23 protein-coding genes are annotated in these 23369 nt (G+C 49.0%); 12 read left to right on the top strand and 11 right to left on the bottom strand.

All coding sequences use genetic code 11. The annotated features are described in order from the left end of the window. Position 1 precedes the first annotated feature (1 nt). The 3 genes from ftsE (at position 2) to rpoH (ending at position 2753) form a co-directional block, all read left to right on the top strand. Entirely contained in the window at positions 2-703 is a 702-nt protein-coding gene (gene ftsE, locus SHEWANA3_RS20755) for a cell division ATP-binding protein FtsE (RefSeq protein WP_011718689.1), read from the top strand. Then, positions 700-1665, top strand: coding sequence for a permease-like cell division protein FtsX (gene ftsX / locus SHEWANA3_RS20750; protein ID WP_011718688.1), 966 nt, complete (start codon positions 700-702; stop codon positions 1663-1665). Before ftsE ends, ftsX begins: the two co-directional genes overlap by 4 nt. 230 nt (positions 1666-1895) lie before the next feature. Beyond that, the gene (gene rpoH, locus SHEWANA3_RS20745; protein WP_011624492.1) at positions 1896-2753 is read left to right on the top strand and encodes an RNA polymerase sigma factor RpoH; all 858 of its coding nucleotides are present in this window, start codon (positions 1896-1898) and stop codon (positions 2751-2753) included. Between the two features lie 59 nt (positions 2754-2812). On the opposite strand, the gene menE is transcribed toward rpoH, so the two are convergent. The 5 genes from menE to SHEWANA3_RS20720 form a co-directional block, all read right to left on the bottom strand. After that, positions 2813-4276 (bottom strand): o-succinylbenzoate--CoA ligase, encoded by a 1464-nt coding sequence (gene menE, locus SHEWANA3_RS20740; RefSeq protein WP_011718687.1) that lies wholly within the window; start codon positions 4274-4276, stop codon positions 2813-2815. Positions 4277-4282: 6 nt separating this feature from the next. After that, positions 4283-5332, bottom strand: coding sequence for an o-succinylbenzoate synthase (menC, locus tag SHEWANA3_RS20735; protein WP_011718686.1), 1050 nt, complete (start codon positions 5330-5332; stop codon positions 4283-4285). A 22-nt stretch (positions 5333-5354) separates the two neighbouring features. Further along, positions 5355-6158 carry a 2-succinyl-6-hydroxy-2,4-cyclohexadiene-1-carboxylate synthase gene (gene menH / locus SHEWANA3_RS20730; RefSeq protein WP_011718685.1) on the bottom strand — a complete coding sequence of 268 codons (804 nt, stop codon included), beginning with the start codon at positions 6156-6158 and terminating at the stop codon, positions 5355-5357. Continuing rightward, positions 6158-7879, bottom strand: a complete 1722-nt coding sequence (gene menD / locus SHEWANA3_RS20725; RefSeq protein WP_011718684.1) for a 2-succinyl-5-enolpyruvyl-6-hydroxy-3-cyclohexene-1-carboxylic-acid synthase — start codon at positions 7877-7879, stop codon at positions 6158-6160. The genes menH and menD overlap by 1 nt, the downstream gene beginning before the upstream one ends. Before the next feature lie 174 nt (positions 7880-8053). Then, positions 8054-9022 (bottom strand): LysR family transcriptional regulator, encoded by a 969-nt coding sequence (locus SHEWANA3_RS20720; protein ID WP_011718683.1) that lies wholly within the window; start codon positions 9020-9022, stop codon positions 8054-8056. 414 nt (positions 9023-9436) lie between these two features. Here SHEWANA3_RS20720 and SHEWANA3_RS20715 point away from each other — a divergent pair, with 414 nt between their 5' ends. The 4 genes from SHEWANA3_RS20715 to nrfD all read left to right on the top strand — a co-directional run bounded on the left by SHEWANA3_RS20715 (position 9437) and on the right by nrfD (position 12081). Then, on the top strand, positions 9437-9910 hold the full coding sequence (locus SHEWANA3_RS20715; RefSeq protein ID WP_011624486.1) for a DUF2726 domain-containing protein: 474 nt from the start codon (positions 9437-9439) through the stop codon (positions 9908-9910). A 77-nt stretch (positions 9911-9987) separates the two neighbouring features. Further along, positions 9988-10452, top strand: coding sequence for a nitrite reductase (locus SHEWANA3_RS20710; RefSeq protein WP_011718682.1), 465 nt, complete (start codon positions 9988-9990; stop codon positions 10450-10452). A gap of 4 nt (positions 10453-10456) precedes the next feature. Then, positions 10457-11143: a 4Fe-4S dicluster domain-containing protein gene (locus SHEWANA3_RS20705; RefSeq protein WP_011718681.1), complete on the top strand. Its 687-nt coding sequence runs from the start codon at positions 10457-10459 to the stop codon at positions 11141-11143. After that, complete coding sequence (nrfD, locus tag SHEWANA3_RS20700; protein WP_011718680.1) at positions 11140-12081, top strand: cytochrome c nitrite reductase subunit NrfD; 942 nt, start codon at positions 11140-11142, stop codon at positions 12079-12081. The genes SHEWANA3_RS20705 and nrfD overlap by 4 nt, the downstream gene beginning before the upstream one ends. 270 nt (positions 12082-12351) lie before the next feature. Here nrfD and SHEWANA3_RS20695 read toward each other — a convergent pair whose 3' ends face one another. Beyond that, complete coding sequence (locus tag SHEWANA3_RS20695) at positions 12352-12783, bottom strand: Lrp/AsnC family transcriptional regulator (RefSeq protein ID WP_011624482.1); 432 nt, start codon at positions 12781-12783, stop codon at positions 12352-12354. Between the two features lie 227 nt (positions 12784-13010). On the opposite strand from SHEWANA3_RS20695, the gene yjeH reads away from it, so the two are divergent. Further along, positions 13011-14279 (top strand): L-methionine/branched-chain amino acid transporter, encoded by a 1269-nt coding sequence (gene yjeH, locus SHEWANA3_RS20690; protein WP_011718678.1) that lies wholly within the window; start codon positions 13011-13013, stop codon positions 14277-14279. A gap of 71 nt (positions 14280-14350) precedes the next feature. Here the strand turns inward: yjeH and SHEWANA3_RS20685 are convergent, their stop codons facing one another. Further along, complete coding sequence (locus tag SHEWANA3_RS20685) at positions 14351-14962, bottom strand: energy transducer TonB (protein WP_011718677.1); 612 nt, start codon at positions 14960-14962, stop codon at positions 14351-14353. A gap of 295 nt (positions 14963-15257) precedes the next feature. Here SHEWANA3_RS20685 and SHEWANA3_RS20680 point away from each other — a divergent pair, with 295 nt between their 5' ends. Next, positions 15258-16082, top strand: coding sequence for an HDOD domain-containing protein (locus SHEWANA3_RS20680; RefSeq protein WP_011718676.1), 825 nt, complete (start codon positions 15258-15260; stop codon positions 16080-16082). Positions 16083-16171: 89 nt separating this feature from the next. On the opposite strand, the gene SHEWANA3_RS20675 is transcribed toward SHEWANA3_RS20680, so the two are convergent. Then, the gene (locus SHEWANA3_RS20675; RefSeq protein WP_011718675.1) at positions 16172-16633 is read right to left on the bottom strand and encodes a TerB family tellurite resistance protein; all 462 of its coding nucleotides are present in this window, start codon (positions 16631-16633) and stop codon (positions 16172-16174) included. A gap of 96 nt (positions 16634-16729) precedes the next feature. Further along, positions 16730-17257, bottom strand: a complete 528-nt coding sequence (locus SHEWANA3_RS20670) for a DUF2780 domain-containing protein (RefSeq protein ID WP_011718674.1) — start codon at positions 17255-17257, stop codon at positions 16730-16732. Positions 17258-17447: 190 nt separating this feature from the next. Between SHEWANA3_RS20670 and SHEWANA3_RS20665 the strand changes: the two genes are divergently transcribed. Further along, positions 17448-18155 carry a hypothetical protein gene (locus SHEWANA3_RS20665; protein WP_011718673.1) on the top strand — a complete coding sequence of 236 codons (708 nt, stop codon included), beginning with the start codon at positions 17448-17450 and terminating at the stop codon, positions 18153-18155. Positions 18156-18191: 36 nt separating this feature from the next. Further along, on the top strand, positions 18192-19649 hold the full coding sequence (locus SHEWANA3_RS20660) for a DUF4145 domain-containing protein (RefSeq protein ID WP_011718672.1): 1458 nt from the start codon (positions 18192-18194) through the stop codon (positions 19647-19649). A 2-nt stretch (positions 19650-19651) separates the two neighbouring features. Here the strand turns inward: SHEWANA3_RS20660 and SHEWANA3_RS20655 are convergent, their stop codons facing one another. Beyond that, positions 19652-19987, bottom strand: a complete 336-nt coding sequence (locus SHEWANA3_RS20655) for a hypothetical protein (RefSeq protein ID WP_011718671.1) — start codon at positions 19985-19987, stop codon at positions 19652-19654. Between the two features lie 433 nt (positions 19988-20420). Between SHEWANA3_RS20655 and SHEWANA3_RS20650 the strand changes: the two genes are divergently transcribed. Further along, the gene (locus SHEWANA3_RS20650; protein ID WP_011718670.1) at positions 20421-22292 is read left to right on the top strand and encodes a methyl-accepting chemotaxis protein; all 1872 of its coding nucleotides are present in this window, start codon (positions 20421-20423) and stop codon (positions 22290-22292) included. Between the two features lie 62 nt (positions 22293-22354). Here the strand turns inward: SHEWANA3_RS20650 and SHEWANA3_RS20645 are convergent, their stop codons facing one another. Further along, positions 22355-23314 carry a LysR family transcriptional regulator gene (locus SHEWANA3_RS20645; protein WP_011718669.1) on the bottom strand — a complete coding sequence of 320 codons (960 nt, stop codon included), beginning with the start codon at positions 23312-23314 and terminating at the stop codon, positions 22355-22357. Between the last annotated feature and the right edge of the window lie 55 nt (positions 23315-23369).

The following is a 23369-nucleotide window of genomic DNA, read 5'->3' as shown; positions in this document are numbered from 1 at the left end:
TATGATTGATTTTCAGCAGGTCAGTAAGATTTATCCTGGTGGCCAAATGGCACTGGAAGAGGTGAATTTTCATCTACAAAAAGGTGAAATGGCATTCTTAACCGGCCATTCGGGCGCGGGTAAGAGTACCCTGTTGAAATTAATCACAGTGATCGAGCGCGCAACCACTGGCCGGGTAGCGATTAATGGTCACGATATTGCCAAAATTAGCCCTAAACACGTGCCCTATTTGCGTCGTAATATTGGGATGATTTTTCAAAACCATCATCTATTGATGGACAGAAGCGTATTCGACAACGTTGCCTTGCCATTAGTGATTGAAGGTTTCTCCCACGGTGAGATCCGCAAACGTGTCGCTGGTGCGCTGGATATGGTGGGTTTATATGGCAAAGAGCGGCATAACCCCATTATGTTATCCGGTGGTGAGCAGCAACGTGTCGGTATCGCCCGCGCCATTGTGAATAAGCCGCCACTATTGTTGGCCGACGAGCCAACGGGCAACTTAGACCCTAAGTTGTCGATGGATATTTTGCGCTTATTCGAAACCTTTAACGATGCAGGCACGAGCGTGCTTATCGCTACCCACGATTTAGGACTGATCGCGCGGATGAAGTATCGCACTTTTACCCTGAAACAGGGTCGCATGCTCGGCGCACAGGAATTACACCATGGACACGCGACCGCTCGAGGTGATGGGCTATGAGTGATAACGCCAAACTAACGCGCAGCAAGTTGCCCATCTCGGGGCGTATCGTGATGTTTTTTATTCGTCATGTGCAGCAAGCCATGGCGAGTATGGGGGAGCTGTGGCGCAGCCCGGTTTCTTCGCTGATGACCATGGCGGTTCTCGGGGTGAGTTTAAGCTTACCTGCGGCGCTGCAAGTATTAGTTAAAAATGCCGAGACCATTACTAGCTCTTGGAACAGCGCGGCGGAGATTTCACTGTTTATCGATGAAAATCGCAGCGAGCAGACGATCCAAAGCTTGCTGACCCGCATCCGAGCCTATGCCGAAGTGGAAAAGGTGCAGTATATCGACCGCAATCAAGCACTCGAAGAGTTTCAGCGCCTGTCGGGGTTTGGTGAGGCGTTAGCCTATCTCGATAAAAACCCGCTGCCAGCGGTCATTACCGTAACGCCGACCCAGCGTTATTCCACGCCAGTGGGAGCCCGCGAATTATTGACTAAGCTTGAGCGCGAGCCTGAAATCAGTTTTGGTCGCTTAGATATTGAATGGTTAGAGCGGCTACAGGCTGTGGTGCGTTTACTCGAACGCACGGTAATGGCGATTGCGGCGTTACTCGTCTTGGCGGTGGTATTAGTGATAGGTAACACCATTCGCTTGGCGATTATGAACCGTCGCACCGAAATTGAAGTGATGAAACTTGTCGGCGCTACAGAGTCCTTTATTCAGCGCCCCTTCCTTTATACCGGCATTTGGTACGGAGTGATTGGCGGCATATTGGCTTGGCTTATCATTAACATATTGGTTTGGTATTTGGATTCTGCCCTAGCCGAATTGCTCGGTTTGTATGGTAGTCAGCTAGAGATGAAGTCTTTGACCTTTACCGAACTGCTACAATTAGTGGGCTTAGCCTCCTTCTTAGGTTGGCTGGGCTCTTACCTTTCGGTACGACAACATTTAAGAGCGATTGAACCCTCTTAATGATCAATCGCTTATCGTTTAAAAATGCGGCTAGATAAGGCAAGCGATGAACTTTTGTTCACTTGCAATGTCTATTCAACGGGGTTAAAAGTAACATCCCAGACGAGCGAAGGTTGACATACTCTGTCAATTAGCCGATAGTTCGTCAGCTCATCCTTAAGGTGTTTTGAGTTAAGCCACAGGATGAAATCGACTTATATTTGATAAGTAGCAAGAAAGTAGGAGCGCGAATGACCTTTCAAACGCAATCAATGGCACTAACAGTCCCTCAGGGCAGCAGTAGTTTAGAAGCTTATATCCATTCAGTGACTAGCATGACAATGTTAGACGCTGAGACTGAGTATGAGTTAGCCAAGCGTTTGCAGGAAACGGGTGATCTGCAAGCGGCTAAGCAACTGATTATGTCGCACTTACGCTTTGTGGTGCATGTTGCCAAGGGCTATTCAGGTTACGGTCTGCCACAGGCGGATTTGATCCAAGAAGGCAACATCGGTCTGATGAAAGCGGTTAAGCGCTTCGATCCCGATGTGGGCGTCCGTCTAGTGTCTTTTGCTGTGCACTGGATTAAAGCCGAAATTCATGAATATGTGCTAAAAAACTGGCGCATTGTAAAAGTTGCAACCACCAAAGCACAACGTAAGTTGTTCTTTAATATCCGTAAAGCGAAAACTCGCCTCGGTTGGTTTAGCGATGATGAAGTCGCAATGGTGGCAGAAAACTTAGGTGTATCTAAGGCCGATGTGACTGAGATGGAATCACGTATGGCAGCGCAGGATCCTGCGTTTGACCTGAGCAGTGATAACGATGATGAGCAGGATTTTGCCCCTGTGCATTATCTTGAGGACCATTCATCGGATTTAGCCGAAAATATCGAAAACGATAACTGGGAATCCAATGCTCAAGGTCGTTTATTATCGGCCATCAAAACCTTAGACGAGCGTAGTCAGCACATTCTGCGTGCCCGTTGGTTAGATGATGATAAAACCACACTGCAGGAATTGGCAGAAACCTATCAAGTCTCGGCTGAGCGTATTCGCCAGTTAGAGAAAAACGCCATGAACAAGCTTAAGGCTTGTATGGAAGCCTAATTCGGCTCGGCGTGAGAACATAAAAAAACCTGCTACGGCAGGTTTTTTTGTGGCTGAAATCAACAGGATTCAGATTGAATAGCGGCAATAAGTTGTTTGCGATTCACTTTTAAACCCGTTTGTTCGGCATTCTCTGGCCAAGGGTAATAGCGGCGCGGCCTTTTAAATCGAGCGATTTTGTCGGCGAGAAAGACTTCAAGCTCAGCCTCTATTGCACTTATCTCTTGGCTTGTGCTGCCGAGAATAATGTCGCCACGAATAATGGCGGCGGGGAGTTGACCGAAGGTGACATCAGGTTGAGGGAAGACGATCGCCTCATCAATTAGCGGATGCAGTTTGAGCGCCGCTTCAATTTCCTCTGGCTGAATGTTCTCGCCGCCACTAATAAACATATTATCGACGCGGCCTAGTATCTTTAGATTACCGTTAGCATCCCATTCGCCCCTGTCTTTGGTATAAAACCAACCCTCGGCATCGAGTGGTTTTTCGATCCCCTTATCCGTGAGATAACCCATAAATAAGCAATCTCCCCGCACCCAAATCACCCCATCGACAATTTTGAGCTCACGCCCTGGGAGTAATTTGCCGCTGGTGCCATCGCTTAGCGCTGGGCCTGTGGTAATTTGCGAGCCCATTTCCGTCATACCGTAGCTGGTAAAGCTGGCAATATGCCGCTGTTCGAGCTGTTTCAGCAAATCGACAGAAATTGCGCCGCCGCCGAGTAGCAGGGCTTTAATACTCTTGAGTGAAGCCTGTTTGTCGGCGAGTAGATTGAGTAACTGTGTCGGCACGAGGGAAGCATGGGTTAAGCCGTCGCGCTCGATTTGCGCCTGCAGCGGGAGAGTCGGATCCGGCAGTACCACTGTCGCCGCCACTAAGGCGCAGCGGTTGAGAATGGCGAGGCCGCCAATATGAAATAGTGGTAAGGATAGTAACCAAGCATCACCTGTGGCCAGTGGGATCAGACTGCGGGCGCCCTCGGCATTGGCAATATGGTTCGCAAGATTGTGCACGGCCGCCTTAGGAAAACCGCTGGAGCCAGAGGTTAAAATCACATTACTTGGACGATAAATATCAAAAGCTGTCGCGGCGAGGTTGGCGCTAGGTGCTGCATCGAGACTAAAATCCAGCGTGAGTTGATGACTGCCTAATAAGGCCGGCGCCGCTTCGCTCCAATAGAAAGGAATGTGGTGGCTATCGATAAGCTCTTGAACTTGCGCCAGCGGAAAACGTGGCGAGATAGGAAAGAAGATTGCGCCAATATCCACGCAGGCCCAATACAGGCAAATCATCTCTAGATTATTGCGGCTGATACATGCCAGTGGTTGCCCTTGGCCTACGCCAATACGGGTGAGCTGTTCACCCAAGGCCTGCACCATATGGCTTAAGCGGGCGTAGCTGATGTCTTGCCCATTACACTTAACTGCCGTTTGTGTGGGTGAGGTGAGCGCCGCGCGATGTAATGGCGAGATACCTTGTTGTGCAATGGATTGGGATGGTGCCAATGTTTGAGATTCGGACATTGGCGATTAATCCTGCTGCGTACTGGCGACAAGTTTAAGTTGATGAAGCTTTAAGCATTGGGGCTTACCGCTTGGTACGCTTAAGTCTTGGCTGAAGGCGCTCAAAGTATCGAGCCCTGGGATTTCATCGGGCGTCAGTATGGCGGCTAAATGGGCCAAGTCATTGATGCCTAAGCTGGTCTCAAGGCTTGAGCTTATGATACAGCGCACGCCATGGCTGTGGGCCTCGTCGATAAGGCGCTGAAGTTTTTCAATACTGCCAAGTAGCATGGGTTTGATGATGAGTGCCGTGAGTCCCTCGTGCATCACAAATTGATAATCCGGCTCATTGAGGGATTCATCTAAGGCGTAGGGCAGAGGAATAGCGCGATACAGGGTTTGATTATCCTGCGGATGCTGGCAAGGTTCCTCAATATATTCAATGCTCTCTAGCGGTAAACAGGCAGCAAAATCGAGAGCCTGTTCTAAGCTAAAGCCGCGATTAGCATCTAAGCGCAGCTTGAGATCGGGCCTCTGGCCTAAGATGCCATAAATCAAGCTTAATTCATCTTCCACTGAGGTTTGCGCAACCTTCACTTTGACTGAGCGGGCGCCGCTATCAAGACTCGCAATGTTAGCAATCAATTCAGTTTTAGGCGCATCCACTGGCTGATAAATCAACGGCACAGTGGCGGTAACTGGGCGCACCGACTCGAGTTTTCCGCTGAGTTTGGCGTGCAATAGGCTTAAGCCAAAGGCCATGGACGGATAGGGGCTCGCTTCGGCCTGCTCGAGCAAGTAATCGATAGGCTGATTTTGCAGCTCGGGCAATAGCGCCACTAAGGCCTGTTGTACTTCGTCTAGGCTCTCGCGGCTAAAACCGGACAATGGCTGCTGGTCGATATCAACCCCTGAGAGCGGCGCGATTTCAACCTGTTGCTCGCTTTCTTCGCCCTCTGCTTGTGCCTTTGCCTGCAACACTAAGCCCGTTCTGTGGTCGATGCGTTGTTTCCCCACGGGTAAAAAGCGGTCTAAGGGTAGGCGATATAAGTACAAGCTGAGCGAAGTTAAGATCATATTTTCCCTAAATTTATCTGTTTCAAGTCATCGATTTTTTAAGCTTTAGTGCGCTTAAGCAGGCGACTAATGCCGTGGGATTGGCCTGATGTATGTTATGCCCAGCCTGTTCAATCTGATGCAAGATGATGGGTTGTTGTGCTTGCCAATCCTTTGCTATGGCAGTGAATTTAGCATCTTGGCTGCCAGCAAAAAAATGGCATTCATAGCCAAGGCTTTCAGGTACATCCCAGAGAGAGGCTTGGCGAGCCAGCGATGTGGCCAAAAAGATCTGTTTTAGTGTCTGCTTGGGATGTTGGTCGAGCAGCGACGCACGTTTTGCTACCAAGGCATGCCGTGCCTTGTCGGACATATCGGCAAACACCGCTTGCTGGTACCAAAGCTGTAAAAAATCCCGACTGCTTAAGCTGAGTAAGCGTTTGGCCCACAAGTTGTCGTTTTTACTGCGTGCGGCTTGCTCTGCGGTATCGGTTAGCCCGGGATGACAGGACTCTAGCCATAAGCTCAAAACGCGCTGCGGATACGCCTTTGCAAGGTGCAGAGCGATGCGGCCGCCGAGGGAATAACCGTAGAGATAAAAGGATTCAATACCAAGGCGATCGAGGCGGCTGATAATGTCTTGAACACAATGCTCAAAACCATTGGCGAGCGTCGATGGCAGCTCATGCTGATTATCGCCGTGTCCGGGTAAATCGAGGCAGATACAGTGAAAATGCTGGCTCAGTGCGGGGATAAGCGGCAGCCAATCGGCCTTAGTCCCTAAAAAGCCGTGAAGCAGGACTAAGTTTGGCATTGATACTTCCCCGTAACGGGCCACGGTTGGCATTAGCTTTGTTTCACCCATAAATTCAGCGCGGCGATCTGCTCGCTGGCTTGGTGTTGGCTTACACTGACTTCGATCACTGAGGCGCCCTGATAATCCAGCGCTTCGTGATAACAGCTTTGGAAGTCGGCTAAATTATCCACTTGATTATATGGCAGATTAAACATAGCAGCGGCATAACCAAACTCTAGGCCATGGCTTAAGCGGTAGTAATCACTGCGCAGCTCCTCATTGGGAACGGGCAAGAGATTAAAGATATTGCCGCCGTCGTTGTTGAGAATAATGATCACCAACGGGCTGGTTAAGCTGCGGGCAATGGCAAACGAGTTGAGATCATGCAGCTGGGATAAGTCCCCGATAATCAAGCTCGTAGGTTTACCTTGATGCGCGGCAATGCCGCAGGCGGTGGCCAATAAGCCGTCGATCCCCGATGCGCCTCGGTTGGTATAAGTGGTGGCCGTGCAACAACTCACTGGGGCGTACATATCGTATAAGCGCACGGGCAGACTATTGCCGATAAACAATTGCTGCTCTAACGGCCGCGTATTGGCAATGGCGCGGATAACCTGCGCCTCACCAAACTCACCTTGATCGATATTACGTACAAATAAACTATGTAATTCATCGTTGTAGGTGACTAAGGTGTTGGCCCAATTGGCCGAAGAGGAACGATACCAATTAAGTTGAGCAAATTGCGCGGCGTTGGCGTGCCAAATGTGTTTGGCATTATGGCTTGGGTCGAGCCTGTCCTGCTGTGGCAGCACTTGCCAGTAACTGTGCCAGTTTTGCTCGGCAAGGTAAGCAATCAAACGCTTGGACAATAAGCGCCCACCAAATACCAGCACGCGGTCCGCCTCTTGCAACAGATTGCGCGCCTTAGGATGTTGCAGTAGTTGGTCAATATTGCCTATCGCCGCGGGATGTTGCCGCAGTTGTGACTGTGCATCGGTCAGCAATGGCCAACCAATCTTTTGTGAGAGGGCGATGAGTTGCTGTGGATCTTGCTCCGGCGTGAGTGTACCCGCGATGATTACGCCCTTACCGTGGACGAAACGCATAATGGCATCATCGCTCGGGCTGCTGAGCTGTTCACTCTTACCGTATTGAGTGTAGGGTTTGGCGTGTTGCAGCCAGGTTTGTAGTGGCCTCAGATAAGGCGATTCGCTATCGAGAATGGTGCCACTCATCTCACTCGGATATAGAGGTTCGCGGTACATGCAGTTGATATGCACTGGGCGTGTTTGGTTTGCCACCGCCTCATCGAGGGTTGTGAGTAACATCTGCGGTGCAATGTGCGCATCTGGCGTGGGCAGGTTTACCTGCTGGGCATAATTGGCAAAAATCGCCGGTTGCACTATGGCTTGGTTGGCGCCGCAACCGAGTAACTCTGGCGGCCTGTCACCGCTTAGGACAATCAAGGGTACATGGGTCAACCAAGCTTCGACTATCGCAGGATAAAGGTTGGCGACGGCCGTGCCTGAGGTGGTGATAATCGCCACGGGGGCGCAGCTGGCTTTGGCTAATCCGAGGGCCATAAAACCTAAGCCACGCTCATCGAAATGCAAGTGACGTTTAAGTTTGGTTTGCTGAGCCGCCGCTAAGGTTAGCGGTGTCGAGCGTGAGCCCGGTGCCATGCAGACATGCTGCACACCAAGACGTGCTAATTCTTCCAGAATAAGTGCGCCCCACATCAGGTTCAGTGTGGCTGTGTTTTCGGTTCGCATAGCAAGATCTATCAGGATAAAGATGGGCTTAGTGTAACGTGTTTGGCGGGCAAGATGTATGCCTGGCTTAACAAAACTTGGGTCGACATTGTGGGGGATGAGGTGGAGCCTAAGCTAAGGCAGAGTATGCCTATCACCTCGTATTACAAGATGAAAATTCAGGTTCAGGAGCCGCTAAATAATATGGTCGACAATTTTCTTTATCTGTCCGCTTAGCCAGAGCAAGTCCTCATTCACCTTATTCGGTTGGTTTTTTTGCACGAGGAAAATCGTTGGCGCTTCGGTGTGGGCGTACAAACGTTCGGCCTCCAGTTGCGACAGCTGACAAGTGTGTAACTCGGGAATATCGCTCACCATCTCGTAGACCACTCGATAGGGCAGTAATGAAATTGTCTGGCTCTCGCCGAGATATTCAAACAGGCTAGAAATACTGGTAATGGTAATTTCAGTATTGAGTTTTATGCCATTTTTAATACAGAACTCCTGATATGGGCTGAGGCGAGTGCTGGGGTTGCCAAGATCTGTATTGACGTAGGGATACTCGGCGATGCTCTCAAGCGTGATTTCGCGTTTAAAAATCGGATGGTTACGGCTGGCGATGAGGTAAACCTTGTCCATGCGTTGCAGCGTCGTGGTTTGCAACTTATCACCAAAGGCCGCCACATCGGCGGTGCTCTTATTACAGCAAATGCCTAAGGCCACATCGCCATTGATGATGTCCTGTGTCGTGTGCAGCGACCAAGGGGTGATATTAATCTGCATCGGCTTTTGTTCTTCCTTAATGGCCTGCATTAAGGCTTTAGGAAACGCATAGGCAATGAGGCCCGGCGCTGCAATTTCAACATGGGTTTTGACTTGGCTTGCATTTGCCGCGCGCACCTTTTGAAATTTATCCGAGCATTCTATGGTTTGTTTCGCAATAGGATATAAATGAGTTACAAACTCATTTGGAAATAAACCGTATTTTTTACGAATGAAAAGTTCATCGCCAAATGTTTCCCGCAGATTTTTTAGGCTGCGACTTATTTTGGGGGCTGGGATATCTAACGCCTTTGATACATAGGTTGCAGATTTGTTCTCATATAATGAAACCAATATTTTCAAACTCAAAATATCGAGGTTGTCCATGTTATTAATATGCATTTTTTATATTCCTTAATATTGGGCAAGCACTAGATAAGCAAGGAATTATTATGGTGTTGGTAATTAAAATTAATGTGAAACCAGTCTCAAGTCTAGCACCTTTTTTCTATCTATGTGTAACAGGAAATTTAGATTTGAATTTTTTATTTTTCAAAAAACATCTTTAATTTAATTTGAAATTTTAGTTTGTGATATTTGACTATTTGAATTTCAATTTATTAATTAACCATTATCAATATGTGCATTTTAGATTTATGTTAAACAGTAATGTGCTCTGTATCTTAACTTGTTGTTTATGTGTAATTTTGTATTTTTAAATGTGATCTATGTCAAAAAAATAAATGGGATTAACAATAATACTGAAGCTGCTTTAAAGGAGAAAACAAAAATATAATTGTGTTATTGGAGGCGTATATGAACACTTCAGTCATTCTCAGCTATGCGTTTATGTACTTTGTACTATTCGTCGCAGTTCCATTCGTGTTTGTAATGTTTGTCATGACTTGCATTAAGTTTTTTAGAGCAGATCCTGATGACGCTCATCATGAAATGAAACTCAAACCAGTGTTATTTGATGAAGAAAGCTTCAGCTTTTTTAAATCACTCAAAACTGTCGTAGAAGGTAAATATGATGTCTGCTGCAATGTGCCGTTAGACACTGTATTTGATATGGACCAGCATGATGCTGATTTAAATCACGAATGCCGTCTCGACTATGTGTTGATTGACCATGACTCTTCTGAAGTCAAAATGGTGATCAGCGACGCTGGTAAGCAAATTAACTCACCCATGAAAAAGCTGTTCAGTAAATTCAATATTGGCTTTATTGAAATGAACCAGCATAAACAGTGGGATACCCAAAGCCTTAAGCAAGCTTTAGCCGTCTGACCACGACTGTCGGGTTCGGAGCCTTCCGAACCCTGACTTCCTCTGTATTTCCCCATCTATCAATATGAGGACTCGCTATGTCTACACGACAATGGCTGTGGTCATTACGCTTGGGTGTCGTTGCTGTATTGCTCAGTTTTTCTGCTTCGAGTGCTGAGCCTGCTAGGCAAATTAACAGTGATGCTTGCATGAAGTGTCATAAGCGTAATGGTCAAATGTTAGGGCATCACGGCCAGGATGCCATGAAAATGATCTGTTCAAGTTGTCATGGTGAAAAGGGTGATCACCCTAAAAAACCAAATGATTTAGTGGTTTTTGGATTAAATGAGGCATCCGAAACCACGGTGCAATTACAGGCATGCCAAAAATGCCACAGGCCCGCCAAACTCAGTTCCCAAGAGTGGACGCATAATGTGCATGCGCAAAAAGTGGCGTGCGCCGCTTGCCATAAATTACATAGCCCAACTGAACCTATGGCCGACATGACGCCTAAGGTTCGCAGTGAGCTGTGCCGTAACTGTCATACAGGCCAGCAGGAGTAAGGTTATGGAAAATTCAAAAAGAAGATTTCTCAAAGGGACATGCGCCCTGTTGGCCGGCGCTTCGGGAGCGACTCTGCTCGCGACTGTTAGTGCTTCGAATGAGGCGAAGGCCGAACCCAGCGTGAAGTATGCGCTGATCCACGATGAGACTAAGTGCATAGGTTGCAAAGCCTGTGAGGTTGCATGCCGTGAAACCAACCATGTGCCCGAGGGCGTGGCGCGGCTGAAGATAGAGCAAACCGGACCTTACGGAGAGTATCCAAACCAGTTTTATCACTTTAGCCGTAAGTCTTGCCAGCACTGTGAAGATGCCCCCTGTGTCAATGTCTGCCCGACCGGTGCCGCTTTTATCGATAAAGAGACGGGAATCGTGTCGGTGGATGCGTGGAAGTGTGTGGGCTGTCAGTATTGTATTGCGGCTTGTCCCTACAAAATTCGCTTTATCAATCCCGTTACCCATGCCGCGGACAAGTGTGATTTTTGCCGTGAGACTAATCTGGCCCAAGGTAAACAGCCCGCCTGCGTCGCGGCTTGTCCAACTAAGGCCTTAGTGTTTGGCAACTTAAAGGATCCGAGTTCACAGGTGGTACAAGTGCTGAAGGCTAACCCGACCCAAAGGGCTAAGGTTGACCTAGGAACGCGGCCAAAACTGTTCCGCATTGTGGCCAAATCAGGGGAGGTAGCAATATGAGCGCCCTACATTTTGATACGCTAGTGTGGCATTGGCCGATCGCGATTTACCTGTTTTTAGCTGGCGCATCGGCCGGCGCCATGTTCTTTGCGGTGTTACTCAAACATTTTGTGTTAAAGCATAACGCCTACCAGTCTGGCTTTGTACAAGCGGCCTGTATTGTGGCGCCCGTGGCTGTGATGGCGGGTTTGGGCATCTTAGTCTTGGACTTAACTAAGCCCTTCGATTTTTGGAAGATCTTAGTCTTCTATAATCCCAAGTCAGTGATGTCGATGGGGGTGCTGATCCTACTGATTTACCAAGTCTTTATGTTTATGTGGATTGGCTTGTTATTCCGTAAACCTATCGATGCTTGGTGTGAGAGTCGCTTCCCCATAGTGCTTAAGTTCACCGCTTGGTTGAGCCGTTTCGAGGCAACGATTACTGGCTTGTTGGTGATCTTCTCCCTTGCGCTTGGAGCCTATACCGGCTTTTTGCTGTCGGCCTTACCCGGCTATCCGATGTTGAAAAACCCCGTGTTGCCACTGCTGTTTTTGGCTTCGGGATTGTCATCGGGCGCCGCATCTTCTCTGCTGGGTGGTGTGCTGCTTAATGCGAATCCCAATGCCAAGGAAGTGCACTTTATCCACAAGGTTGAGATCCCACTGATTTTGGTAGAGATAGTGCTGATTTTCACCTTCTTTATGGGGCTCGTCTTGTCTGGAGGTCAGAGTAAGTTTGCCGCCTTCAATGCGATAGGTTATGGCTTCTGGGGATGGATCTTCTGGATTGGCATTGTCGGGCTGGGATTGTCTGGCCCATTGGCGATGAACCTGTTTATGACGGCCACTTCAAAACGTAAGTGGGCCTATGTGGCAGGCACAGCATGCTTAAGCCTCATTGGTGTGCTACTGCTGCGTAACTTTATTCTCTACACGGGGCAAATGACGGTCGTTTAATTGGGCACGGTTCGCCCAAGGTTATAGATAATAAGGAATTACGGTGAATGGCGAAGCGGTGTCTAAGGAATACACCGTGAGCCAACCCCTTTAATGACGCTGGCTGAGTGGTTAAAGGTGTGTTGTCTTGTCGCGATTTGCTGTCACAGGGAGGTTATTGGGAAGGGAAGCCATATTTTTACATTTAGGTATTGTTTGCCCTGCCTCCACAAGGGCCTCGCCACCTTTATTCCTTAGGGGTGGCGTTTCTTGTTTGGGGGCAAAGCATGTTTATTCACCCGCGTTATTTATCCACTCGCTCATCACCACATGGGTTTTAATTTTAATGATGTCCGTGTGGGTATCGATATATTCACGAATTTCATGCAAGCGGCGCATCGACGGGGCGTGCACATACACCAGTAAATCCATATCGCCAGAGATACCGCGACAAGTGATCACCTCGGGGATAGCATGGAACACATGCACCACATCGGCGCAGCGCGGGCATTTATGCTGGATTTCGAAATAAGCCGATACTCCTTCCTTTTGCGATTCGCTCAGCAAAACCTGATAGCCGCGGATCACCCCAGTTTGCTCGAGTTTTTTAATCCGCTCGGCAACCGCACTACGGGAAAGGTTAACCTGCTCAGCGATACTGGAGACACTCTGGCGTGCATCTTGTCGCAGGCTGTGGATGATGGCGGTATCAAACTTATCCAACTTGAGCTCCGATAAAAACGGGTTGTAAAAAAGCGCGAGGCACATCGCCAAGGCAGGCTAATATCAGTTAAACACCCTGCGCTGGGGCTGCGCCGTCATTTTGCCGGAAATATGCATTTTTGCCGTCATTTTGCCGGTGTTTGCCATGAAGAACACTGAGATTGACGGCAGATTGCGGCGTAAAATCTCACTATACTGACGGCTTCAAAACCACTGAATTTTAACAGATGAACTCACATAGCGGAACTATAGGACGTTGGCAAGGCGCAGGCTTGATGGCCACCACTTTGCTGGGCACAGGGGTGTTTATTCTCCCGCAAATGACAATCGACAAAGCCCAAGCTGGCGCGCTTATCGCGTGGTCACTCCTGACCTTGGCCATTATTCCGGTGGCGCTGATTTTTGGCCGACTGGCGAGCGTCTTTCCCCATGCAGCGGGTCCTGCATATTTTGTCGAAAAGGCCTTTGGTCGCACTGCTGGCCGTACTATTGGGCTGATTTTTTTGCTGGTGGTGCCCATGGGCGCGCCGGCCGCGATTTTGATGACCTTCCAATTTGTGAATGCACTCATTCCCCTCGATGGCTGGCCTAAGGTTGGCGCCGAGGTATTAGTGATTTTCGGCTTATTTCTACTCAATCTGCGTGGCATTCAAGTCTCGGCCAAACTGCAATTTGGCTTAACCCTTTGTATTGTAGCGATTGTGGTGCTGTTATTCGGGGCGAGCAGTGTGCAACCCGGGCACTTAACCTCATTAGCTAGCTATGGCACGCCAGAAATCCCCACCATTATGATTGCCGCAGGTATCGCCTTTTGGAGTTTCTTGGGGATTGAGGCCATGACTCACCTCGCCGATGATTTCCGCCGTCCACAGCAGGATATGATCCCTGCGATGATGATGGGCACTGTGCTGGTGGGCATTATTTATGTGGCCTGTACCTTGATTTTACTGTTAGTGCCGACCGATAAAAGCGTGGCCATGATCGGCGTGTTCGATGCGCTCTTGGGCGGCTATGGCGCACAAGTGATTGGTGTGCTGGGGATTGCCAGCGGTCTTGCCACAGTTAACGTGTATGCCGCCAGTGCCGCGCGTCTTATCTGGAGCTTTAGTAACGAAGGTATTTTGCCGCGCTGCTTTGCGGTAAAAAATCGTCACGGTGTGCCAATCCGTGCCTTGGCGGCGTTACTCAGCGTGATGGCGTGTGTGATAGTGCTGACCCACACCACGGGCCAAGAGCTCGAACATTTGATTGCCTGGAGTAATGGAGTGTTCGTGGTGATCTACTTAATGGCGATGTTAGCTGCGGCTAAGTTATTGCCCCGCAGCAACTTACCCTTAGTGGTATTAGGCTGTGGCTTCTGCCTAGCGTTAGGTATCGCGCTTGGGGCAAGCATGGCCTATGTGCTGGTATTGATTTTGTTTGTGGCGCCATTCCTGTGGTGGCAGAAGACGCATATCAGTCGCAAACAGAGCTTAGCGATAAATAAAGCGTCCTAGTGGCCGAAGTGCTGAACTATCACTGAATGACAGACCAGAACGCCAACCATAGCGCGTTCTGGTCTCTTGCCTTAAATCTTCTGATCCAGTTTAAAGTCGAGCTGCACCTGTTGATTCATCTGTGGCACGGCCTTGCCCGAGTCAAACTTAGGCTTGTATTTCCAGTTTTGCACCGCCGACAACGCCGCCTTATCAAACACCCGCTTCGGGTTGGCATCGAGCACGCGCACATTGCTAACAGTACCATCCGCCGTAATATCAAATCCCACGACTACATAACCTTCCTTACCATTTTGTGCCGCATCAATAGGATAGCGAGGGGACACTTGCACCACAGGTAAGGCTTCTGCAGTCATTGCCGATTGAGTAAAGAGTGTGGTTTGGGTTGGCATTTCAGGGGGAAAAGTCTGAGTATTGAAATCGACGAGCTGATTGCTCTCACCCTGAGCGGTAACGCGCTCCCTTGCCGGAATGGGTTTAGGTGGCTCAGGTTTACGGCTTTCCTTCGGCGGAATTGGCGTTCGCTCCGTCATCAAAATAGTGATCTGCGGCGCATCGCTCGCTTGTCCGCTCAAGGGCTGCGGATTATGGATAAGTTGCGCCATAAACACGAACAAACCTAAGGTGATCAGTGCGCTAACAAGGATAATACCTGTGCGATTAACGAGTGCATTTTGGCCCATAGTGCTTCCTTACAATGGATGAACAAGATTTAATCTATATCACTCATTACTAAAATGTAGAAACATTTATTTACAAATAAGCATAATTGTTGAACGATTTTTCAGGGACTGGAATGGCATAAAGTACGAGCCCATCGTGTTATCGAACGGATTTGTGGGGGATTGCTGTCTGTTTTAAAAGCCGTTTGAAGGCAGACGAAAGTTGCAGACGCCATTGATATACGGCGATATCTTTGCAAGCGAGGCGAAGTTCTGTGTTCTATATTTTGATCATTCACGTCGAAGGAGAATAAATATGGATTCTGCTGCGCTACTGAGTCGAGTCGATGACTTACCCCGTTTACCTAAAGCCATCAGTGAACTGCTTGAAGTGGTTAACGATGATAATGCCACGGTCAAAAATATTGCGACTAAGGTGTCCCACGATCCCTTGATCAGCGCTAAGGTGCTGAGACTGGCCAATTGCGCCCACTATGGCCACAGCCGTGAGGTGGGCAGTATTGACGAAGCCGTGGTACGCCTTGGCATGCAGACGCTGCGGACGTTAGTCCTAGCGTCGGCGGTGATGGGGTCAGTACCTAAATGCCAAGGGGTCGACCTCGCGCAGTTTTGGGGACAAACCTTTGAAATTGCACTCTATTGCCAAGAGATGGCCAAACGTTGTGGAGTGCAGCCCGATGAGGCCTTTACCTGCGGTATCCTTCACCGGATTGGTGACTTACTGATCGCGGCGATTTCCCCCGAAGATGCCGAGAAGATTACTGAAGCCGTCGCTCAGGGCAAAGATAAACATGCGTTTGAACGTGAACTGCTCGGCTATGACTCGCCCGATATAGGCGCCCTGTTGGCCAAAAACTGGAAATTCACCCCCGCGCTGGTGCAGGGCATCCTTTATCAGGATCATCCCAAGGATTCGAACCCTTTCTCTAAATTGGCCGCCTTGCTGTGCCTCGCCTATAAAGTGCTGGAGGAGTGGGACAGCATCGACGATGACGATAAAACCAGTTGGTTATCGCAATTAGCGACCAAGAAGGGCTTAAAGATGGAAATGGGGGGATTGCGAGCCAAATTAACTGAGCTCAGAGGCGCAGGATTCGAAATCGGTAAGGCGCTCGCCTAAGCCTGCTGGAACAGTAAGCGGCAATCTACAGCCTTGATTCAAAAGCATGAATGGCAACACTGCGATTCATGCTTTTTTATGGAGTGCTTTTAGCGTGCCGCTTGGGTCGCTTCGATAGCCTGATTACGCATCTGGATCAGTTCGCTGTGCTTGAGGTACAGCAAATCGGCGGTGCGGCGAATGATTTGATCTTCGTACTGGGAGAGTTGTCCATCGGCATAGGCTAATTGCCACATAGCTAACAGCAATTGTTGCTTTTGCTCTAAGCTAAATTCTGCATTGATGGTATTGGTAAACTCAAATAACGAGGTAGCATTACCTTGGGCTTTCTTCGCTTCTTCAATCAGTTCATTGGCTTCCTGCGCTGGCATCGACAATGTCTCTGTCAGCAAGGTCGGCAGTAACGCCATTTCTTCCGCCGCGAGGGTCTCATCGGCAAATACCACTTCGAGCAACATACTCGCCGCCGCCAACTTGAGCTGGTGGGCTTTCTCCTCGGGTGAGATGGCCTGAGTGTGGGATTGAAGGAATCGTTTCAGCTTAGCAATCATAAAAGGGCACTGCTCTGGCAAGAAGGGATAACTAAATAGAGTGGTTTACGGTGCTAAAGTTCACCCTAAGCCATGGGCTTAGGGTGAAAGCGAGGATTACAGCAGGGAATTTAGGCCCTTCATCAGGAGATCTGAGCTGCCTTCGGCGCCATTTGTCTCAAGGTAAGATTTGGCGATATTGATCATCGGCATGGCTAAATCTTTAGAAATACCTAATTTTTCAAAGGCATCTAACACCATTGCGCTGCCTTGAAGGGAAGAGCCAATATTGCCCGCCTTAGACAATAAGCCTGAAACGCCCGAGTTAGCGTCAAGCTTTGGCGCTGCAGCTAATAGGCTGTCGGCATTCGGAATGCTGGCGGCTAATTTGGTGTAATCATTCGAACCTAGGCTAGACTGGGCTAGACCTAACAGGCTGCCTAAACCGCCTTCGGCTTGGTTTTGGCTTAAACCGAGTTGCGACATCACGCTACCGACTAACTCGTTAGCTTGAGTCGCTGTGCCTGTGGCCACTTTTTCCGTTTTTGCTTGTGTTCCTGCGAGGTTATCTAACCAGCCTGCACTGGCGGGAGCCGCTAAAAGCGTGGCGCTGATCAGGATTGAGAGAGTGAGAGTGTGTTTCATGAGTGGCATCCTTTGAGGGTTTGCGCGCAATAAAGGCCCACAGTGTAACGGCTTTGCGACTTTTGTTGCAGTCCTTTTCTGTGATTTACGGTTCACTCAAGTGATTTGTGTTGTGCATTGGAGCGGGATTTTGGGTATCCTTAGCGGCAATTCACGGTGTTAATTTACTTCAATTATTTTGGAAAGGCGCATGTCACTATCCGCAATTTTGACCGAAGCTTATAACTTTTTCCGTAATCATCTCACTCAGCTTGCCATGCTGACAGTGCCATTGCTGTTAGTGCAGGTGGGGATCCAGCTGTGGCTAGGTACAGAGATGAGCAAAGTCGATCTGGAAAACCCGCAGTTTGGCGCGCCACATATGATCGCCATGATGCTACTGTTATTGATTTTTTCGGTACTGATCGCCGCATTAACGCTATTTTTAGAGCTGAGATCCCAAGGGCATAATCCCTCGACTGGTATGGTATTGAAGGCCAGCTTACCCTTTGTACCGCCCCTGCTGCTGGCGGGTGTGTTTTCGGGACTGGCGATTTTAGCGCCTGTAATGTTATTTGCTGCGTTTGGCCCACTGTGGTTAGTCGGCCTTGTCATCAGTTTCTATCTATTTGCGCGACTCGCCTATGTGAACTTTATGGTAGTGGTTGAGCGTCTAACGCCTTTGGAAGCTATTAAGGCAAGCTTTAGCTTTAGTGGTCCTATCGTACTGAAAACCATCGCCTTATTGATGCTTTACCTGCCGCTTTCTGTCGTAGGTGCTCAGCTCTCTGGCGCAGCTTCTTTGGGTGGTTTGCCTGTGCAAATGCTAGCGGATACCTTGATGGCATTTATTGGTCTATTCGTGAACTTAGCGCTGTTCCGCCTGTATATGGTGACTAAACAGCCCACCGCGGAATAACATCAACCGAGTACATTCGAGCTGAGGTAAGAATTTATGGGAACAGGGGCTGAGTTACTGGATAGCGAATTTATCCAAGGTTTTTCGGCCTCTCTTCTCGATGATTATCTCAATGCCAAAAACTATGTGCAGGATGTGCCCACCCAGTCACTGCTGCATATCCGCAGTTTTACCCACAGGCTGACCGAACTGCTCGGTCAAGATAAAGCCGTTTCCTTCACCAGTCCTAATCTCTATGACCGTATCGAGCTGTTAAACCAAAAGCGGCTGATCGATGTGAAGACGACACGAGCCTTACATCGTCTGCGTGGCGATGGCAACCGTGGCGCTCACCCTGAAAAATACCATTTAACTCAAGAGCAGTTGCTCGCCTTGGCCCAAAAGGCCATCAAGGATGTGTTGGCCTTAATTGAGCACTTGTATCCTAAGGTGCTCGGGCGCGCTGCTCCCGCTTATCGTTACCAAGCCAGTGACGCCGTTACCATCAAAGATCTCTGTTACCGCGCTGTGATGGAAGACGACCCTAACGCGCAATATCTTGTGGGGATCTCTTTTAAAACCAAAGCATTAATGCTTAAAGAGCAAGAGCTTGCTTTAGTCGATCAATCTTATGGTAATGAAGATGAAAATGGCCCAGCGGTAAAGGAAGTGGCGCAAAAAGCCAGTGATACCTTTGCTAAAGCCGCCTATTGGTTTGCCCTTGCGGCGCCAAATCATTCCGATGCCCTCTATGAACATGGGGTTGGGCTTATCCATGGCTATCAAGGACAGGCCGATGCCATTCAGGGGGAAGCTGCAATTGCCAAGGCTGCTCAGGCGGGTGTCGTCAATGCGATGGCGTTACTCGGATATTTTTATCTGGTAGGCAGCGAATCATTTAAGCCGGATTTAGTGCAGGCGAAGCACTATTTACAACTGGCGGCCGAGGGTGAGCAGACCGAAGCCATGGCGAATTTAGGTGTGCTTTATTATCAGACCAAAGATCTGACTCAAGCCTATCATTTTATTAGTAAAGCGGCGCAAGCGGGTTATCCCCATGCCCAGTATCATTTAGCCTTAATGCTCGCCAATGGTGATGGTTGTAAGCGTGATCCTATCGTGAGTGAGTATTGGATGGCCGAAGCGGCCGAGCAAGGTCAGCTGGATGCCATGCTTACCCGCGCGCAGCACATGCTAAACGACGAAAGTGGTTTGGGTGGCGATGTGAGTCAGGCGGAGCGTTATCTACGTGAAGTAATTAAATACGGTCACAGCGTGCCAGCCATGATTGAATTGAGCATGGCACTCGCGGACGGTATTTTAGGGCGTATCGATGTGGTGGGCTCTGCGGCGCTGCTCAACCTCGCGCGCCGTCATGCTAATGCCAAAGAGACCGAGATCATCGAGCCCCTATGGCAATCACTCGCATTGCAAGTTGATACTGTGCTGGAGATGACCCAAGATCCCGGCGAGATTCAAACCCTTAAGCGCGCAAAAACCTTACTAAACGCTTAGTATTATTTCTCATCCTGTTGGTGTTCAAAGGTACGGCCGCGATATTGCTCTGCATGGATTTCACGCACCACATTGGTGGAACGATAAAACTCAGTCTCTTGGCTCGCTGCTTCCTGCGCTTGTGCCTGGGCACGATTAAACTTACTCACTTGGCGCGCCACGTAAATGCGGCTAAATAACACTAAGCAGCCGAGCGCAATGGCGCCAAATAAAAGCACAAAAGGCAATAAAAACAGTGATAAACAGATTAGGCTGACACTCACGGCCATGGCTAACCAAGCCCGTGCTCCTGAAATGCGTGGCTGAAATGGGCTCTGTTGAAATTGTTGATAGATCATAAGAACTCCTAATCAAAATGGGGCGAGGCGTAAGGTAAATCATCTAAGGATTTGCCAACTTGGCGTTATCGAGAGGCCTCTTTCCCAATGCTATGGAGAGTCAGTGTGCAATAAATAAACGGATTGGGTCACGTTAATTTGGGTTAATTTACGTTGTTTTACGTCTAGGAGCTCAAATTGTTGTTTAATCTGAGGTGTCTGTCATCTTTTGGTTATCATTAGGTTTTTAATGATTTGGTTAAAGTTATCTTTATGTTTTTGCTTAATTATTTATTAATTTGATGATAAGTGATTCTTTGTTTGTTGTGCAAGATGTGCGAAAATTTAACCGATATTTTGATTGGTTATGGCTAAATCTGTAAATTTATTACATTGAGTGATGACCATTCGTCCAATACCTTCCTTCAGTGCTGTGTAAATCGTAGATACCAAAATGAACTCATATTCACTTAAACAAAAGATCCTGATTTCGGTCGTGATCGCCTTGTCCCTCGTGATCAGCTTGCTGTCTTGGCAAAGCTACTCCAGTCAAAAATCATTGTTATTGCAAAATAGCCTAGAGCAGGTGCAGCGCTTGGGTGAACAACAAGCCGAGCGCATTCAAGAATGGCTGGCTGGACGCCAAGATATCGTAGGCGCATTGGCATCTAAGGTGGAGGATAACAGTTTAAGTGCATTGCAACAGGCGCAGGCCTCAGGGCGATTTCAGCTGACTTATTATGGTACCGAGACAGGACAAATGTTGGACTCAGATCCAAGTATCGACCGTACGGGTTACGATCCGAGAACGCGTCCTTGGTATAAACAGGCGATGAATGAGCGCGGTTTAATCCTGACTAAACCCTATGTCGACGTGGCCTATAACGTGTTAGTGGTCACTATGGCGCAGGCCACTTCTCAAGGTGTGGTAGGTGGTGATCTCTCGATTGCGAGCCTAGTCGAGAGCGTGAATCGTATGACGCTCCCCGCCAATGGCTATGCGATCATGATGCACAAAGACGGCACCGTGATTGCTTACAAAGATGCCTCTAAGGCGATGAAGCCTGTCGGCCAAATCGACAACGATCTGAATCATGACTTGCCACAGCAGAGCCGCCAAGCGGGAACCTTGCTGCCCATGTATTTTGAGAATGAGGGCCGCGATAAGTTAGTCTGGGGCGTCGATATTCCCAACACCGATTGGGAGCTGGTGATTGTGCTGGATAAGGAGACCCTAGAGGCACCTCTGACCGATCTTTTGCTGACGCAATTTGGACTTTCTGCCGTAGTGTTATTGCTGAGCGTATTGGCGATTTCCTGGTTGGTGAATCTATTGCTAGGTCCGCTAGGACGCGTGTCTCAGGCGCTGGCACGCATTGCCGATGGCAATGGTGATTTAACTCAACGTATCGAGGTCGACACTCAGGATGAAGTGGGCGTGCTGGCCGATAGCTTTAACCGTTTTGTCGGCAGCCAGCATCAACTGATCAGCCATATTCGTCAGTTAGCCAGCGAGCTAGATGCGGATGCAGAGCGCAGCCTTAAAACCAACCATATTGCGGTGGCGGAGCTGCAACGTCAGCAGCAGGAAGTGGCCATGGTGGCAACGGCGGTGACCGAAATGGCGAGCGCGACCAATGAAATTGCTGCCAATGCGGAAAATACTGCGACAGCGGCGCAGCAGTCGGCCGCGAGTAGTTTCCAAGGAAAAGAGCTGGTCAATAAAACCCGCAGTTCGATCAATTCCCTAGCCGATGAAGTCGCTCAGGCTACAGACGTGATTGAAGATTTAAGCCGCCATGCTCAGTCGATTTCTAGCATTTTAGCTACAATTCAAGGGATTGCGGAGCAGACCAACCTGTTAGCGCTCAATGCGGCGATTGAAGCCGCCCGTGCGGGTGAGCAGGGCCGTGGTTTTGCGGTGGTCGCCGATGAGGTGCGGGTATTGTCGCGTCGGACGCAAGATTCGACCCAAGAAGTACATGCGACCATTGAAACCCTGCAACGCACCACAGCAAAAGCCGTGAGTTTGATGGAAAGCAGTCAAATGCTTGCGGGCAATAGCGTGGAAGATGCGAACGCTGCCGCGAAGGCGCTGGAGGAAATCACCCAAGCCGTGAATGTGATTTCGGATATGGCGGGGCAAATTGCCACTGCTGCTGAGGAACAAACCCAAGTTACGGGGGAGATCACCCAAAATACCGTGGCGATCAAGGATGTGACCGACGAAATCACCGAGGCCGCGAAATCGGATCTGACTCAAGCCCAAGCATTAAAGGCGCGTGCGAACGATCTTAATGCCCAGGTCGCGACCTTTATTCTGTAAGCTTGTTGAGTTGAATCGGCCCAGGGTACGTTTGTACTCTGGGCTTTTTTATGGCTTTTATCTTAGGGTTGCATAAGCTTTTCAACACTTTGGCAGATGGTATCGCGCATCCATTTATGGCCTTGGTCTTCATCGTTGCGCTGATGCCAAAGCAGCACATAGGCCATAGGGATAAATTCAAAGGGCAGAGGCAACAGCCTCAGTGGATACAGCTTGCATGCGTGCAGTGCAAAGCTCGATGGTAAGGTAAAAATCAAATCACTGTGGGCACAGATGCTGGCCGCGCCATAAAAATCGGGCACAGTCGTGCTGATTTTGCGCCTGTGGCCAAGGTCGGCTAGAAAGTAATCCAGCGCCCACCAATCACTCCCTTCACAGCGCACCTGCACATGCGCCATATCCAAATATAAATTTAAATCCCACTGGGGCGAGATGAGTGCGGTCATCAAAGGATGATCTTGGCGCACCAAACACACTTGCCTGTCGGTAAACAGGGTTTGGCAGCTAATGCCATCTGGGAGTCTGTCCGTTTGCGAGTCTGACAGCGGGTGTAGATCCCGTCCCGAGATCCCAAAGTCAATTTGCCCCTGCTGCAAATCGTGCATCGATTTCTCGGTCCACACATAGGAGTCGAGCTTCAGATTCGGCGCAGTGCTTAACAATGGGCCGATAAAATAGGGAATTAAGGTTTCGTAGGCGCTTTCAACCATGGCAAAGGAAAACTGCCTGTTACTGCTGGCCGGTGTAAACGTTGGCGGCTGAGTGAGTTGATATAAGTCTTGCAAAATATTTGGCAACTTGAGCCCAATATTGAGCGCGTGCGCCGTGGGTTTAAGGCCATGGGCAGTGCGTTGGAACAGGGGATCATCTAAGGTTTCTCGCAGGCGATTCAAGCTCTTGCTCAATGCTGACTGGCTAATATGTAATCGACTCGCTGCGCGGGTGACACTCTGTTCTTCGAGCAAAACCTTCAATATCACCAGTAGGTTGAGATCGATTCTGGCTAAGTTGTCGAGATTCATAGATATTCCTCAGAGGAAATTCACTTTGGAAATTATACCATTTCTGTTCATACCT

Source organism: Shewanella sp. ANA-3, assembly GCF_000203935.1.
Taxonomy (GTDB): Bacteria; Pseudomonadota; Gammaproteobacteria; order Enterobacterales; family Shewanellaceae; genus Shewanella.
The sequence above is the reverse complement of the archived record's forward strand: the minus strand, read 5'-3'. Positions and strand labels throughout refer to the sequence as shown.

Coding starts and splice junctions, on each gene's coding strand:
- ftsX (WP_011718688.1), top strand. CDS start 700: ATGAGTGATAACGCCAAACTAACGCGCAGCAAGTTGCCCATCTCGGGG.
- SHEWANA3_RS20680 (WP_011718676.1), top strand. CDS start 15,258: ATGGATTCTGCTGCGCTACTGAGTCGAGTCGATGACTTACCCCGTTTA.
- SHEWANA3_RS20715 (WP_011624486.1), top strand. CDS start 9,437: ATGAACACTTCAGTCATTCTCAGCTATGCGTTTATGTACTTTGTACTA.
- SHEWANA3_RS20670 (WP_011718674.1), bottom strand. CDS start 17,257: ATGAAACACACTCTCACTCTCTCAATCCTGATCAGCGCCACGCTTTTA.
- nrfD (WP_011718680.1), top strand. CDS start 11,140: ATGAGCGCCCTACATTTTGATACGCTAGTGTGGCATTGGCCGATCGCG.
- menD (WP_011718684.1), bottom strand. CDS start 7,879: ATGCGAACCGAAAACACAGCCACACTGAACCTGATGTGGGGCGCACTT.
- SHEWANA3_RS20685 (WP_011718677.1), bottom strand. CDS start 14,962: ATGGGCCAAAATGCACTCGTTAATCGCACAGGTATTATCCTTGTTAGC.
- SHEWANA3_RS20705 (WP_011718681.1), top strand. CDS start 10,457: ATGGAAAATTCAAAAAGAAGATTTCTCAAAGGGACATGCGCCCTGTTG.
- SHEWANA3_RS20655 (WP_011718671.1), bottom strand. CDS start 19,987: ATGATCTATCAACAATTTCAACAGAGCCCATTTCAGCCACGCATTTCA.
- SHEWANA3_RS20675 (WP_011718675.1), bottom strand. CDS start 16,633: ATGATTGCTAAGCTGAAACGATTCCTTCAATCCCACACTCAGGCCATC.
- menH (WP_011718685.1), bottom strand. CDS start 6,158: ATGCCAACCGTGGCCCGTTACGGGGAAGTATCAATGCCAAACTTAGTC.
- SHEWANA3_RS20645 (WP_011718669.1), bottom strand. CDS start 23,314: ATGAATCTCGACAACTTAGCCAGAATCGATCTCAACCTACTGGTGATA.
- ftsE (WP_011718689.1), top strand. CDS start 2: ATGATTGATTTTCAGCAGGTCAGTAAGATTTATCCTGGTGGCCAAATG.
- menE (WP_011718687.1), bottom strand. CDS start 4,276: ATGTCCGAATCTCAAACATTGGCACCATCCCAATCCATTGCACAACAA.
- SHEWANA3_RS20665 (WP_011718673.1), top strand. CDS start 17,448: ATGTCACTATCCGCAATTTTGACCGAAGCTTATAACTTTTTCCGTAAT.
- SHEWANA3_RS20710 (WP_011718682.1), top strand. CDS start 9,988: ATGTCTACACGACAATGGCTGTGGTCATTACGCTTGGGTGTCGTTGCT.
- rpoH (WP_011624492.1), top strand. CDS start 1,896: ATGACCTTTCAAACGCAATCAATGGCACTAACAGTCCCTCAGGGCAGC.
- SHEWANA3_RS20720 (WP_011718683.1), bottom strand. CDS start 9,022: ATGCATATTAATAACATGGACAACCTCGATATTTTGAGTTTGAAAATA.
- menC (WP_011718686.1), bottom strand. CDS start 5,332: ATGATCTTAACTTCGCTCAGCTTGTACTTATATCGCCTACCCTTAGAC.
- yjeH (WP_011718678.1), top strand. CDS start 13,011: ATGAACTCACATAGCGGAACTATAGGACGTTGGCAAGGCGCAGGCTTG.
- SHEWANA3_RS20660 (WP_011718672.1), top strand. CDS start 18,192: ATGGGAACAGGGGCTGAGTTACTGGATAGCGAATTTATCCAAGGTTTT.
- SHEWANA3_RS20650 (WP_011718670.1), top strand. CDS start 20,421: ATGAACTCATATTCACTTAAACAAAAGATCCTGATTTCGGTCGTGATC.